This window comes from Pseudomonas maioricensis, assembly GCF_022790535.1.
In the GTDB taxonomy this organism is placed as follows: Bacteria; Pseudomonadota; Gammaproteobacteria; order Pseudomonadales; family Pseudomonadaceae; genus Aquipseudomonas; species Aquipseudomonas maioricensis.
Window position 1 is genome coordinate 201,264 of sequence record NZ_LOHG01000007.1, and the last position, 14,780, is coordinate 216,043.

9 protein-coding genes are annotated in these 14,780 nt (G+C 57.5%); 4 read left to right on the plus strand and 5 right to left on the minus strand.

All coding sequences use genetic code 11. The features are described 5' to 3' along the window. Window positions 1-86: 86 nt before the first annotated feature. The 3 genes from AUC61_RS13380 to AUC61_RS13390 form a co-directional block, all read right to left on the minus strand. Window positions 87-3,221 (minus strand): autotransporter domain-containing protein, encoded by a 3,135-nt coding sequence (locus AUC61_RS13380; protein WP_243246705.1) that lies wholly within the window; start codon window positions 3,219-3,221, stop codon window positions 87-89. A gap of 645 nt (window positions 3,222-3,866) precedes the next feature. After that, window positions 3,867-4,946, minus strand: a complete 1,080-nt coding sequence (locus AUC61_RS13385; RefSeq protein WP_243246706.1) for an alkene reductase — start codon at window positions 4,944-4,946, stop codon at window positions 3,867-3,869. Between the two features lie 73 nt (window positions 4,947-5,019). After that, the gene (locus AUC61_RS13390) at window positions 5,020-5,859 is read right to left on the minus strand and encodes a pirin family protein (RefSeq protein ID WP_243246707.1); all 840 of its coding nucleotides are present in this window, start codon (window positions 5,857-5,859) and stop codon (window positions 5,020-5,022) included. 246 nt (window positions 5,860-6,105) lie between these two features. Here AUC61_RS13390 and AUC61_RS13395 point away from each other — a divergent pair, with 246 nt between their 5' ends. Next, window positions 6,106-7,032 (plus strand): LysR family transcriptional regulator, encoded by a 927-nt coding sequence (locus AUC61_RS13395; RefSeq protein ID WP_243246708.1) that lies wholly within the window; start codon window positions 6,106-6,108, stop codon window positions 7,030-7,032. Between the two features lie 86 nt (window positions 7,033-7,118). Here AUC61_RS13395 and AUC61_RS13400 read toward each other — a convergent pair whose 3' ends face one another. Further along, window positions 7,119-8,285 (minus strand): MFS transporter, encoded by a 1,167-nt coding sequence (locus AUC61_RS13400; RefSeq protein ID WP_243246709.1) that lies wholly within the window; start codon window positions 8,283-8,285, stop codon window positions 7,119-7,121. A 94-nt stretch (window positions 8,286-8,379) separates the two neighbouring features. Between AUC61_RS13400 and AUC61_RS13405 the strand changes: the two genes are divergently transcribed. Next, window positions 8,380-9,273: a LysR family transcriptional regulator gene (locus tag AUC61_RS13405; protein WP_243246714.1), complete on the plus strand. Its 894-nt coding sequence runs from the start codon at window positions 8,380-8,382 to the stop codon at window positions 9,271-9,273. Between the two features lie 66 nt (window positions 9,274-9,339). On the opposite strand, the gene AUC61_RS13410 is transcribed toward AUC61_RS13405, so the two are convergent. Further along, on the minus strand, window positions 9,340-11,742 hold the full coding sequence (locus tag AUC61_RS13410; RefSeq protein WP_243246716.1) for a TonB-dependent receptor: 2,403 nt from the start codon (window positions 11,740-11,742) through the stop codon (window positions 9,340-9,342). Window positions 11,743-12,307: 565 nt separating this feature from the next. Between AUC61_RS13410 and AUC61_RS13415 the strand changes: the two genes are divergently transcribed. Further along, the gene (locus AUC61_RS13415; RefSeq protein WP_243246718.1) at window positions 12,308-13,912 is read left to right on the plus strand and encodes a response regulator; all 1,605 of its coding nucleotides are present in this window, start codon (window positions 12,308-12,310) and stop codon (window positions 13,910-13,912) included. Beyond that, on the plus strand, window positions 13,909-14,601 hold the full coding sequence (locus AUC61_RS13420; RefSeq protein ID WP_243246719.1) for a sensor histidine kinase: 693 nt from the start codon (window positions 13,909-13,911) through the stop codon (window positions 14,599-14,601). The genes AUC61_RS13415 and AUC61_RS13420 overlap by 4 nt, the downstream gene beginning before the upstream one ends. The last annotated feature ends 179 nt before the right edge of the window (window positions 14,602-14,780 follow it).

The following is a 14,780-nucleotide window of genomic DNA, read 5'->3' on the forward strand; positions in this document are numbered from 1 at the left end:
CACTCTATTTTCTGCGTTCCTGTCTGCGATTCTCTGGCTAAGTCTTTCACTCCTGGTCAAATTTTTTAAGCAGCGAATTGTCGTCTTCAGAATCGACTGCCCAGCCTGAGCATCAGCGCATGAGATCTGGATTCGTCACCCATCCCGTAAGAGCCTTGATAGGTAAAGCCAGTCGTTATGCCACCGGGCAGGGCGAAATCAGCTCCCAGTGCAACGGTCATCAGGTTCTCGCTTTGCCCCTGAGTAGAAACGCCGTAGGTGGAGTCACTGATGTCGACGTAACCCATTCTTGCCGTACTGTCACCGCTGAAGGTGTGGCTGTATTCGATGCGACCGCGCAGGGTCACTTCGGCAGGCTTCAGCGACAGGCCATATTGCCCCCGCAGACCACCGCTTCCGGACATGACGGTCATGCGTTGTTCGGCATACGCCAGGTTGAATGCGCCGCTGCCGGACTCGCGGAAACCATCGAGTTTTGTCGATGAAACATCGACACGGCCATAGGGAGCGACGCGCCAGGCTTCTTCTCTGAACTCATAACCCGAACTGAGCGAGCCGAACAACTGATTGCCGTCACGCGAGCCCTTGGCGTATCCGCCGTTATCGGTGACGTAGCGGCGGCTGTCGAACGACAGGTTGCTGTAGCCGAGCAAACCATCGATGAACACGCCTCCCGGGTGAAAACTGCCGTATAGGGCGCCACTGAAGGAATCGCCCTTGCTGTGGCTGCCTTCGGAGCCGATATCGCTGGAGTCCCTGCCATAGCCAAAGCCGATGCCGGCGGTGAACGTGTCGAAGAAGCGATAATCGACACCGGCACTCATGCCGACCATGGTGCTATCGAGTTTTACGTCGTCACGGCGGGTATCGCTGACGTTGACGTAGCCACCGCTCCAGAAAGACAGATTGTCGTCTCCCAGCCAGCCGGAGTCGGAAACGGGTGCTGCGGATAATTGCGGGGAGGCTGAACGATCGGAGCCACTGAGTGACGACAGTGCCTGATACATGTCCGACGCGCTGGTATTACCGATGCGAGATTGGCGCGATTGCGGCAAACCGAGTTGCAGGTTGAAGTTGCTGCCGCGGCGACGCTGATTATCGTGCAGTTGTTCAAGGCGATCATTGAAGTTGTCGATCTGCGCGCGAGCAAAACGTGCGGCACTTTGTGCCTGGGCGCCGAGCATACCGACCACTTCCTGGTCATTGCTGGGATCAGAACGCCCCGCAACCTGAATTGTCAGGGTGATGGGTTGCGAGGCGCCCGAGGTATTGCTCAGGGTGTAGCGGATGATTGCTGCACCCGAAGCTTCTGCGGCTGCCACGAACGTCAGACTCGTGCCGCTAAGAGTGGTTTGACCCATGGATCTGGAAGGTATATCCAGCAAAGTCGCGCCAGTGAAAGGCCCTGCGCTGATGCCATCGGCCAGTTCCACGGTGACGGTCTGTCCAGCATACAAGGCGGCGCTGCGAGCGGCGCCGTTTGGCAGTGTGCCTGCGATGCTCAGGTTGTAGGTGACATCGAGCGTTGCACTGGAGGCGTCCCTGATCTGCACCGTAAAGGTCGCCGACCCGGCATTCGAAGGTATACCGGAGATCGTTCCGGAAGAGGCGTCAATGTTCAGCCCCGACGGCAGACCGGTGGCATTGAAACGATAGGGGCTGCTTCCACCACTCACGCTCAGCGCTTGTGCATAGCGCACACCGACCGTTGCCGCCGGTAACGAACCTGGGACAGGAGATACGACGAGGGAAGGGCTAGAAATCGTGATGTTGACCGTTGCTGCTGGCGAGGTGCCCGAGGCGTTGCTGGCAGTGTAGGTGAAAGAGTCTGTGCCTGAGTAACCTGTCATGGGTGTATAGGTAATGGTAGTGCCACTGGCGATCGCTGAACCATGGAGCGGGGCAGAGGCAATAGCAACCGAGCTGGCGGCCCCCCCAGACAGGGCCAGAGTCACCGGCGTGCTTGCGTTGGCAGCAACTGTGGCAGACACAGCACCTGCAACGGGCAACGCCCCTGCGGCAATATTGACCGAATAGGCCGTACTGCCCGTCGCGCCGTGATGGTCAGTCACTGTAATTGTGAAGTTGTAGCTGCCGACGCTGGTGGGCGTTCCGTTCAACACTCCGTTGGCTGAATCGAAATTCAACCCTGTTGGAACTGTGCCCGAACTCGCGTAGCTGTAAGGTGCAGTTCCGCCTGCTGCGCTGAACGATTGACTGTAGGCAGTGCCAATCTGGCCGCCAGGCAAGGTCGAAGGTGTTAATGCCAGCGTTGGCTGCGTCACGGTGATAGAAACTGTCGCGGGCGAAGAACTGCCCGTCGCGTTACTCGCCGTGTAAGTAAAGCTGTCTGTGCCCGAGTAACCTGCGGTCGGTGTGTAAGTCATTGACGTGCCGTTAGCCGTAGCGACCCCATGCAAGGGGCTGGATGCGACGGCGACGGATGTTGCTGTCCCACCGGTCAGCGCGAGCGTGATCGGGTTGCCGGAACTGTTGGCGGCCACGGTTGCGGTTGCATTGTTCGCACCGGGTGCAGCGAGCGCCCGGGTGACCGTGATCGTGTACAGTTGGGTAGTGCTGCCGTCCTGGGCGGTACCTGTCACGCTTATCGTGTTCTGGCCAGTAGTTAAACTGATCGCTGGCGATGTGGCGCCCGAGGCGACGGTGATTCCGTTGACCGTAATCGTCGCGTTGCTATCGCTGGCAGTCGGCGTAAAAGTGATCGACGATACGTTGCTGGCGACCGCCACACTGTAGGTGCTGGTGCCCGATGAAAATGAAGGCGAAAGCGTGCCGGATGACGCGATCAAGTTAGACAGAGTGGCATCACTGGAGACTGCTGCACCGCAGTTGATGGTCACTGTGCTGAGATAGGTGCCGACCTTGGTGCTGATGAACAAGCCATTGGTCAGATTCGCAGCCGAGGCACTGCCAGCGTGGCTGCCCGCGCTGCCGGTGTTGCTGCGGTAATCGAAATAAGGCGTGAACGTGGTCGGATTGCGCATGAGCACGCTATCGGCAGACAACGGATTGTTGTTGCCTACGTTGCCGCCGTTATCACTGAACGTCACCGAGACACTTTCACCGGCGGCGAAGGATCCAGCAGCAAAGGAGCGGGAAAAGCTGCCCGAGCCACTCAATCCATTAAGCGTCGCACAGCTCGCAGACAGCGCATAGGCTGTAGACGTGTCGAACAGCAGGCCGCTGATCGCCAGCGCCATGAACACGAAATACCTGGAAAACCTGGATGAAACGGATTGCCTATTCAGTGCAGTTGTTTCGCAGGCAAGCTTTTGTGCAGGGTACATTCAGTGAAACCGTCCTTAGAAGCGAGGTGCTGTTTAACCGAGCACCGACAACGCTGCCCGCTCTGGCCACTTATTCGTAATCGACTGAGCAGGCGGATTCTTTAAGTGGATGATTTTTTTCGGCGGACTTAGGGTGGTTTCGGCTGGTGTAGGCAGGTTTTGGGTGAGATGGAGTGTTGGACTTGCCTCGGTTCTATCTATGCGAGGTGCCCGATTTCTAGCCGATATTCTCCATCCCCAACAAGCGCGTCCTGGACCTGCAAAACGCACGTACGTTTTTAGGAGAACGACTGAGCATGCTGCTGCACGACCAGTATTATTTCAGCGACGAGAAGTTCTTGGAGACACAGGTTCTCTAGAGTGGCGCTTTTGACAAACAGAGCACGTGTGCAACCCTTGAAATATGCGCATCCAACCCACGCTGAGCATTTGCAGGCCAGTTACCTTTGGGTGAGGTCTTTCCAAAAAATGGATGGGTTTGACGAACCAGTCAGCGATTGCCTCTCGAGTTGCGAGAGGCAATCGCCGACGGTTTTTTTCCGACTGCAACGTTGGTTTTTATCCGAGTTCAGCCAGCGTCGGATAATCCGTATAACCGCGCTCTTCACCCTGATAGAAGGTTGTCGGGTCTGCCTCATTCAGTGCTGCACCTTGTTTGAGTCGCTCCACCAGATCCGGGTTGGCGAGGAACGCTGTGCCAAATGACACCAGGTCAGCATTTCCTTCCTGAAGCGACGTTTCTGCGCGTTCTGCGTCATAGCCTCCGTTGGCGATGTAGGTGCCTCCAAAACGACGCTTCAGTTCTCTGAAGTCGAATGACCCTGCACCGAGTTCAACGACGTGGAGATACGCCAGGCCATAGTGGCTGAGCATTTTCGCTGTGTAGTTGAAAATCGCCTGGGGATTGCTGTCGCTCATGGAGAAGTAATTGAAGATTGGCGACAGACGAACACCCACGCGGCTGGCTCCGAATACTTCGATGACCGACTCCACCACCTCTTTAAGAAACCGGGCGCGGTTTTCTACAGAGCCACCGTAAGAGTCGGTTCGGGCATTGGTGCCATCGCGCAGGAACTGATCGATCAAGTAACCGTTTGCAGCGTGGATTTCCACACCGTCGAATCCCGCGCGTTTTGCGTTTTCAGCAGCTTGGCGGAAGTCAGCGATTACCGCAGATATTTCATCCTGAGTCATGGCCCGTGGTAGCTCGTAGGGCTTAAGTCCTTCAGGCGTGTAGATTTCGCCGTCGGCCTTGATCGCTGAGGGGGCTACCGGCAGTTGATTATTGAGCTGCACCAGAGAGTGGGACAGACGTCCGACGTGCCAGAGTTGGAGAAAAATTCGTCCGCCTTCTGCATGCACGGCGTCGGTCACGTCTCTCCAGCCGGCGATTTGTTGGGCCGTGAAGATGCCTGGTGTCCTCATATAGCCTTTGCCTTGAGCTGAGATTTGAGAACCTTCAGTAATGATGAGGCCGGCACCGGCACGTTGGCGGTAGTACTCGACCACTGTGGCCGTCGGAACATCACCTTCCCCGGCACGGCTTCGCGTGAGCGGCGCCATGACCATGTGATTTTTAAGGGGGAGGCTGGCGATCTGTGCGGGGGATAGAAGAAGCTTGAGATTGCTAGTGGTCATGACGTGTCTCGGTAGGAGTCGGAAGTGTTGGGTAGCAATTGTCGAAACGATTTTTGCGCTGGGTTAAGCGCTACTACTTGAGTCGTCCCTGCTGTCGAAGGCGAGCGCCAATCTGCTGTATTTCTGTTTCGCCCTGCGCCAGCGCAGCCTTGCTCGTGTGGACCGAGTAGTGGCCCGTCACCAGGTCATACGGATGTTTTACCGCCGAGCCCATCACGAAAGTGCAATCGCCTTTCGCGATGAAGTTGATGGGTTGCTCCGACTCTTCAAACACGGCGAGTTCGCCGGTATCTATCACTGCACCTGCGTCCACACTTCCTGAACTGACAGCCAGCCATGCAACGGTGTGAGCGGGCGGCGGTGTGTAGCGCCAGTGCTCACCGTCTTCCAAATTCACGGCGAGATAGTTCATGTCACTCGGTGCTTCAATCTGGCTTTGAGCATCCCCATAGCGCCCCAGAAGCACACGGGCCGGGCCTGATTCTGGAACTTGGGAGGGCGCGAGATAGATACTCATTGCTGGCGCGTTTTCCAGCGATGGGGGCAATGCGACCCAGAGTTGGAATCCCTGAATTGAGGAATCGCTCGCCAGCGTAGCGTCGTGCCACACTCCATTGCCGGCCTGCATCCACTCAACACCCCCGGCTAGCAATAAGCCTGTCGCGCCGGTGGTGTCTTCATAAGACACATCGCCTTGGGTCATGAAGGTAACGGTTGCGATCCCTGAGTGCGGATGCATGCCGAAACTCGACTTACCACCCCCGGCGTTCAGACTGAAAATATCCAGGAAAATAAATGGCTTCAAAAGCTCTCCTAGATCACCTGGGCTGACAAGTCGCGTGATGGGGCCGTGTGTGCTGCCTTCGGTACGATGGACAATGCTGCGTGGTCGAACTGCGGTGGCGGCGGTCATATGTTTTCTCTCTGAATTTCGAGCACCATCGCCCGCAAGGTAACGTCGTCAAACAGGGCTTCGTTTGCCCGGGCCGATGCGTTTAATGAGTGAAATGCTCTCGTTGTTGCCGGACTGGGGGTTAACTCAGGGATCCGGTAGTTGGAGGTCAATCTCAGCAATGGCTCAAGGATATGTGTCCTTTGATTCCTTTATTAGATGGCATAATTGGATTGAACTGATCCATTTTTAAGGGGTGGCGATTACGTGATTGACCTGAATGACGTCGCGCTATTTGTACAAGTAGTACGCAGTGGCAGCTTCGCTGAAGCAGCTCGACAGCTTGGAATGCCCTCCAACACCTTGAGTCGGCGGGTTCAACAACTTGAGGGACAGCTCGGCACGAGGCTTCTGCAACGCTCCACGCGCAAGCTGACACTTACCCATTCCGGCGAGGCTTTTCACGAGCAATGCCGTGGGGCAGTGGACGGTCTGATTGATGCCGGGAAGCAGTTAATGATGGGAAGTCTGGAGCCGAGTGGCACCGTTCGCATTGCGGCGATGGCTGATTTCTTCGACTTCTTCCCCATGGAATGGGTGGCCGATTTTCTCGACGCGTATCCACGGGTACAGCTCGACTTCGTACTGAGCGATGCGCGCGCCGATTTGATTGCTGACCGGATCGACATTGCGTTTCGCGGTGGCGCATTGCAGGACTCAGGCTATGTCGGTCGTCAACTTCTTGGATCGGGCAACGAGGGGATGGTTGCCAGCCCCGGTTACCTCAGGAAAAGAGGCGTGCCCGCTACCCTTGAAGACCTCGTCAATCACGACTGTGTGAGTTTTGCTCACCCAAGCGGCGTCACCACCTGGCTTCTTCATGGGCCAAGCGGTGCAGAAGAAGAGGTGCGAATCACTAGCCGCTTCAATGGCAACACCGCCCAGGCCTTGCGTAAAGCAACCCTGGCCGGACTAGGCCTTGCCTTGCTGCCTTCTGCCATGACTAAGGCTGATCTTCAGCAGGGTCGCCTCGTGTCAGTGCTTCCCCAATACCACCGCACCGGGTACGGCCTGCATGTGCTTTACCCCAGTCGGCAGCATTTGCCGTTAGCGGTATCCGCATTCATCGGGTTGGTGATGGAGAAGCTGGAAGAGCAGCAATTCCCTGCGGCGGCGTTAGTGGATGAACGCTGATGAGGCATCCCACGAATAGCCGCCGCTGTAATCCTTGATCCGCTGCTGGTGGCCACTCATCAATGGCGACCAGCCGCCTTGCATCCTCACGCTGCCGCAGTTGCAATCGCTCTCGAACGCCACGCAAAAGCCAAAACCATGAGCAGTCCAAGGCCTGCCATTGCCGCGCCAGCCAGGGAAATCGCTGGATAACCCAGCCCGGCATTGATCACCGCTCCGCCCAGCGCCGCACCGATGGCGTTGCCGAAGTTGAAGGCACCGATGTTCACCGCCGAGGCCAGGTTGGGTGCGTCCTTCGCCGCTTCCATGACACGCATCTGTAGTGGCGGCACTAGAGCGAAGCTGGCAATACCCCATATCAGGATGGCAACGGCGGCAGGCAGCGGCCAACGCATCAATACGGTGAAGGCCAGCAAGACGACAATCAACACGCTCAGCGAAACGATCAGGGTGCGATCTATCGAGCGGTCGGCGGCTTTGCCGCCCCACATGTTGCCCAGCGTCAACCCCACACCGAACAGCACCAGCATGGCGGTGATGTACGCGGTAGAGGCGTGAGTCTCGCTGCTGAGGATTGGCGCGATGTAGGTGAAGACGGTAAACATTGCACCCGAGCCGACTACCGTCAGGGCCAAGGCACCCAGCACGCGGCCGCGGCCCAGTACCCTGATTTCGTCCATCACACTGACGCTTTGCGGTGCTGGCAGGTTGGGCAGGGCAAACCACAATGCGGCCATGGCCGCTACGCCGAGGCCGGTGATGCCCCAGAACGCGGTGCGCCAGCCGAACAGTTCGCCAAACCATGCGGCAAGTGGCACGCCGCCGATGGTCGCCAGGGTCAGGCCCATGAACATTGCCGCAACCGCACCGGCACGTTTTTCCGGGGCGACGACGCTGGCGGCGACGATGGAGCCAACGCCAAAGAACGCGCCGTGGTTCAGTGAAGTCACCACCCTGGCGACCATTAGGCTGTAGTAATCGGTAGCCAAAGCAGACATCAGATTACCCAGAGTAAAAATCGCCATGAGTCCGATCAGCAGATAGCGTCTTGGAATCTTGCCGGTGGTCAGCGTCATCAGCGGCGCACCGAGCAGCACGCCCAGGGCGTAAGCACTGACCAACAAACCGGCGGCAGGAATGGATACGCCGAGATCGGCAGCGATGCCCGGCAACATGCCCATGGGGGCGAACTCGGTAACGCCGATGCCGAAGGCACCAATGGCGAGTGCAACAAGGGGTGGGTTTATACGCATGAAAGGCTCCTTATCTATGCCGCCAATGCTACGATCTTCATTTTTCACGCGGTAGATAGTGTTTTTGGCAATCACCTTTGCGTAGGAAGCACAAATGGATTTTCACGGCAGGTCAGGTGAGATGAGCGTATTCACCATGGTGGCGCAGGAGGGCAGTTTGTCGGCAGCCGCACGTGCGCTGGGGCTGACACCCTCGGCGGTCAGCCGGATCATCGCGCGTACCGAACAACGTCTCGGCACCCGCCTGTTGTTGCGCACCACCCGTGCGATTACCTTCACCGCCGAGGGTGAGGCTTTTCTGCGCGGCGCCCGGCGTATCCTGGCCGATATGGCCGAGGTCGAAGAGGCCATTGCTGATCAAGGCGTGCCAAGGGGGCGATTGCGGGTCAGCGCCGCTCTTGGTCATGGGCGTCAGGCCATCGTCCCGTTGGTGGCAGCATTTAGCGCCCGTTACCCGAATATCGTTGTCGATCTCACTCTCGGAGATGAGGTGGTCGATATTCTCGGCGGGCAGGCCGATGTGGCGGTGCGCTTCGGCCATCTGCCCGACAGCCCGCTGACTGCGCGAAGAGTCGGCGATACCGGCCAGATAGTGGTGGCATCTCCCGAATATCTGCAGCGCCATGGCATTCCACAGGAACCGGAAGATTTGTTACGGCACAACTGCCTGCGCTTCAACTTCCGGCGTGCCGAACCCAACTGGCCGTTCCTCCGCGATGGAAGAGAGTTTTCCCTGAAAGTCAGCGGCAACATTGAATGCAGCAGTGGTGAAGCGCTGGCGCAATTCGCGCGAGTAGGTGCAGGCATCGCGCGTATCGGCGAGTTCAGCGTGAGAGAGGATCTGCTGCGTGGCGATCTGATACCGCTGTTGGAAGCCTGGAATCCTGGCGATCTGGAACCGATTCACGCGGTTTTCGTCGGTGGCCCGGCAATGCCAGCGCGGGTGCGATTGTTCGTGGACTTCCTGCTGGAACATCACCGGATGTGAGGTGGCCTCAGCTGAGCTCGGCCGCTACTCGGTGCCCATCCCTGGGCACCCCATAACACCAATCGCTTAAAACCCGATCGTCGCCGAAACCAGGTACGTCCTCGGCGTAGACAGCGTCAAGCCCGGTTCGCTGTCGTCCGACGCGCCTGCTGAGCTCCAGAAGCGTTTGTCCATGACGTTTTCGATGTTGGCGCGCAGGGTCACGGCTTTGTCGTCGACCTTGAAGGCATAGCGCGCGCCTACGTCAAACCGTTCCCAGGAGTCGATCTCCTTGGTGTTCGCCTGGTTCAGGTATTGGGAGCTGGAATAGATCCCGCGGCTGGTCAGGGTCAGCCCTTGAACATTCGGCACGTCCCATTCGGCGCCCAGATTGACGTTGTATTCAGGCGTTGCAGGGGCGCGTTTACCGTCGAATGCGCCGTTGATGGTGTCGGTCAGCTCGCTGTCGATGTACATCACGCCACCCAGCAGGCGAAAGCCTTTGAGGGGTTCACCGAACATGGTCAGCTCAATGCCGTTGTTCTCGCGCTTGCCGTTTGGACCAAAGACTCGCGTCGTAGCGTTGGTCTCATAAGCAGGTTGCTTGATTCTGAACGCGCTGGCGGTAAAGGCGAAGGTGCCCAGGTCGTACTTGGCGCCGACCTCAACCTGACGGCTGATGAAGGGCGGGAAGATCTCGTCTTCGTTCAGGGAAGTGGACGGTGCGACTTTGCCCTGGCTCAGGCCTTCCATGTAGTTGGCATATACCGACAGTTGATCGGTCACTTTGTACAGGATGCCGCCCGAGGGTGAGATTTTTTCCTCGTCGTAGGCCGTGTCACCTTTGACGTTGTTGGTCCAGTCATCGACCTGAACCCGCTGCCAGCGGGCGCCCAGGGTCAGCAGCAAGCGGTCATCGAAAAAGCCGAGTGTGTCGGACAACGCCAGGCCGCTGTAGCGGTTTTCTGTGTAGACCTTGTCATCCAGGCGGGTGGGGTTGCCGGGAGTGGGTGTCGCTACCGGGTTGAACAGGTTGCTGTTGGCTGGCGCATAACGAGCGCCGCCATTTTCGAAGTCCATGTAGAAGTAGCTGGCAGCCAGATTGACCTCATGGCTCACGGGGCCGGTCTGGAACCAGTTACGCACGCCCGCAGTCGCCGTGCGGACATTTTCGTCACGGGTAAAGTCGCGGGGCTGGACGCTGAAATCCCCTGCGTTGTTGGTGATTGAAACCGCGTGGCGAAGGAAGTCGTGATTACTTTTACGAGCGCCTACGCCGCCATACACCATGACCGAATCGTTGACGTCATACTCGGCATTTACTGCGCCGAACGTATCTTTGGTCCGCGCCTTGCTCCAGGCCTGCGCATAGTTGCGACGCACATCATTGGCACTCGGCACATTGGCATTTGCGCCGATCTGGACGCGTTCCTGCGGCGCATCGGTGTCGCGTTCGGTGTGCCCTATATCTGTCGAAAGCCGCAGGCGTTCGCCACGAAAATCCAGGCCCAACACGGCCATCTCGCGGTCGACGCTCTGGTGATCCCATTCGGTGTCGCCTGACTGTTTTACGCCATTGAAACGGACGCCGAATTTGCCCTCGTCACCGAATCTGCGACCGACGTCGATTGCGGTGCCTAGTTGATTATTTGAGGCGTAGCTGCCGGTGACTTCGGTGATGGGTTTGTCGGTGGCGCGCTTGGGCACCACGTTGATGCCGCCACCGACGGCGCCTCGCGGTGAGATGCCATTGATCAACTGGCTCGGGCCTTTGAGGATGTCGACCCGGTCGGCCATTTCCATGTCGATGGTGTAGGTCGGCAAGATGCCGTAAAGGCCGTTGTAAGAAACATCGCTGTTGAACAGGCTCAATCCACGGATGGTGAATTGTTCGTACCGACCGCCAGCCGGGTTGGTTGCGCGCACCGATGGGTCGCTGGCAATCAGATCGCCCAGGGTTCTGGCCTGCTGGTCCTTCACCGTCTGGCTGGTGTAGGTGGTCATGCTGAATGGCGTGTCCATGAAGTCCCGCGAGCCGAGCAGTCCTTGCGAGCCTTTGCGGGCAACCTGGCCTCCGGCATAAGCCTGACCATCTGTAGAACCTGCGGCACCCAGAATTGAGGTGGGCGCCAGTTGCAGGCTGCTGCCTTCCGGAGCCGGGATCAAGGTATAGGCATGATCCGCCACTGGCACCAGTTGCAGGCCGGACCCTTGCAGCAAGCGCGAGAAACCTTCCTCTACCGCATAGTCGCCCGATAAACCGGCGCTGGTACGACCGCTCACGAGGGCGGGATCGACCGACAGGTTAACGCCAGCCAGACCTGCAAAGCGGGTCAGCGCAGCACCCAGGCTACTGGCGGGTACCTCGTAAGTGCGACGATCTTCGTCTTGCGCCCAACTGGAAGAGGCGAAAAGCGGACTGGAGCTCAATGTCAGCAACAGGCTGAAATGCAGCAAGGGGCGCAAACGATAAGGCGACGCTGGGGGCATGGAAGTAAGCTCTCATATTTTGTTCACTTACCCGGGATGACCAGTGAGATGAAAAAAAGGGACAGGGTTTACGCAATTTTTTTACAGAAAGCATTTTTGAACGCCAGCCTTCTGTGAAAGCCCGTTCTGTAAGAGCTGACGAGCAACGCGAGGCAGCGATAGCGATATGTCAGGCAAACCTCAATCGCTGCCTCGCGTTGCTCGTCAGCTCCTAGAAAATGTGTGTTTGTGACATTTACTATTTGCTGCTCAGGTTTGTGGCCTGGCAGCGCGCTTATCCAAACACGTCACCAGACATAATTCTGGCTCCAGAAAATTGACAGGGTGCCGATAAACGTTGTGTCGGTGAAGCCCATTGAGTCCCCTGCGATGTTGAAACGTAGAGGACGGGTTGGCTCTCAACCCCCCGATCAGAGCCATGGAGCAGGGCTTTGGTGTAGAATTTGCTTAATGGCGTAGTGCTATTAACTGGTTTTTGCGCGCCAAAAAAAATGGGCAGCGAAGCTGGACCCGTCTATATGTTTGCCTTTGGGCTCATCTTCTTTCTTCCCTGACAGGACCCCTGATGCTGGCGTACAACCAAAAGAGTTTTCTGATTGTCGATGACTTCTCCGACTTCCGCAGCTCGGTGCGCTCTATGTTGCGCGAGTTGGGGGTGAGGGATGTGGACACCGCCGACACCGGAGAGCAGGCGCTGAAGATGTGTTCGCAGAAGCGCTACGATTTTGTTCTGCATGACTTCAACCTCGGTGACGGCAAGAAAAACGGCCAGCACGTACTTGAAGACCTGATGGTCGACCGCTTGCTGAGCCATGAAAGCGTGTTCGTCATGGTCACGGCTGAAAACAGCCAGGCGATGGTGATGAGTGCCCTTGAATGGGAACCGGATGCCTATCTGACCAAACCGTTCAACCGCGCAGGTCTCGCCCAGCGTCTTGAAAAGCTGGTACAGCGTAAAGGCTTGCTCAAGCCAATCCTGCAAGCGCTGGACCGCGGCAAGCCTGCTGAAGTGCTTGCCGCCTGTGTCGCGCTGACCAAGCAGGACCCGCGTTACGCACCGTTGTGCTTGCGTTACAAGGCCGATGCGCTGCGTGACCTTAAACAATATGAACCCCTTGAGGCATTGCTCAAATCCATTCTTGCCGATCGCCCTGCGCCTTGGGCGTATGCCGCACTCGGCAATTTGATGCTCAAGCGCAACAAGCACGCTGATGCGCAGGCGGTCTTCGATGCTGCTGTGAAAGCTTTTCCCGGCATGCCGATCCTTTACGACGGCCTGGCCGAAGCGCTGGTTGCGCGTGGCGATGTAGTCCGTGCACAAAAGGTGCTGGAAGACGCCGTGAAGATTTCGCCGCTGGCGGTGCGTCGACAGACGCTGCTTGGCAAGCTGGCGCTGGACAACAATGACTTCGAAGGCGCTTCCAAGGCCTATCGTCAGGCGGTCAATCAGGGCCAGTTTTCGCGCTTCAAAAACCCTGAAACCAACCTTGGTTTTGCTCAGGCATTGATTTCCCGTGGTGGCGATCAGGGGCTTGATGCGCGCGCACGTGTGGAGATCAACCAGACGCTCAGTGAGGTCGCCAAGGAAAACGGTACTGACCAGGGGCTTCAGGTCCGCACGAGGCTGATGAAGGCCGCCAGCGTGAAGCATTCAGATCCAGAGATGGCGGCCAAGCTGACCGCTGACGCCGTCGGCCGGTTGCAGGATATGGAGCAGTTCCTCAGTGCTGACGCGGCACTGGCTGTCGCCTCACAGTTGCAGAATCTCGGTCAGGCCGAGGCGGGTGCCAGCGTGCTGAAGAGTTGCGCCGAGATCTATGGTGATGATCCTCTGGTGATGAAAAACATCGCCAAACAAACGGATGATCCGACGATTCTTGGGGCCAACAAGGCTGCCATCGAACTCAATATTCAGGGCGTTCGCACTTACAAGGCTGGCAATCTGGACGAGGCACAGGACCTGTTCCGTCGAGCATTGGCGCTGCAGGCCCAGAACATCAGTATCGCCTTGAACCTGGCGCAGGCATTGCTCCACTCCATGGCTTCGTCTCCCAGCGCGGCGAAGCTGGAAGAGTGTCGCGGTTGCCTGAAAATGGTCGGCAAGATGCCCGAGAGTGATCCGCGTTTCGAGCGCTATCAAAAACTGCAGAGCAAGGCGTTTGGAGCATGAGCGAAAACGAAGCGAGTATGGATTTCTCCATGGTCATTGCCTCCACTGTGCATGACATGAAGAACTCCCTGTCGACACTGAGCCAGTCTCACAACCGGTGGCTCGAACAGTTGACCGATGCGCAGCGCGATACACCCGAGCACGGAGTCATCGAGTATGAGTTTGCCAGGCTGAACGGCATGCTCGTGCAATTGCTTGGCCTCTACAAGCTGGACGTCAATCAGTTGCCGTTGCGTCCTGATTATCATGAGATGGACGACTTCATCGAAGGCCAGCTGGCTCATCATCAGGAAGTGCTGAACAGTCGTGGCATCGTCGCCACCTGTGAAGTGGATGCGCTCATCCCGCTGGGTTTCTTTGATCGTGAACTGATCGGCACGGTGGTGGGCAATATCACCGTTAACGCCATACGTTATGCGCGCAAGACCATTGCCATTACGGTCAGCGAGGAAGAAGGGCAACTGTGCATCGTCATCAATGACGATGGCTCAGGCTACCCGGCCAGCATGATCGAGAAACAGGCCGACTATGCACTGGGCATCAACCAGGTCAGTGGCAGCACGGGGCTGGGCCTTTATTTCGCCGCGCGGATAGCCGAACGCCATCAGCGTAACGGTGTGCATGGGCGAATCGAGCTGGCCAATGGTGGCCCATTGGGCGGAGGCGTGTTCAGTCTGTTTCTGCCTTGAGTGTGCGTCATGATGCGGTGAAAAAAGGAAGAGCAGGCGCTCTTCCTTTTTTTTTGGGCGCGATTTTTCTCTTGGGGCAAACGGTACTTTGATCACCGCTAAACAACTGACCTCAATAAGTTTTTTTTGCGCTGCCGGTTTTCCGACAGCGGCTGGAAGGTACCGAATCTAAAGGCTTT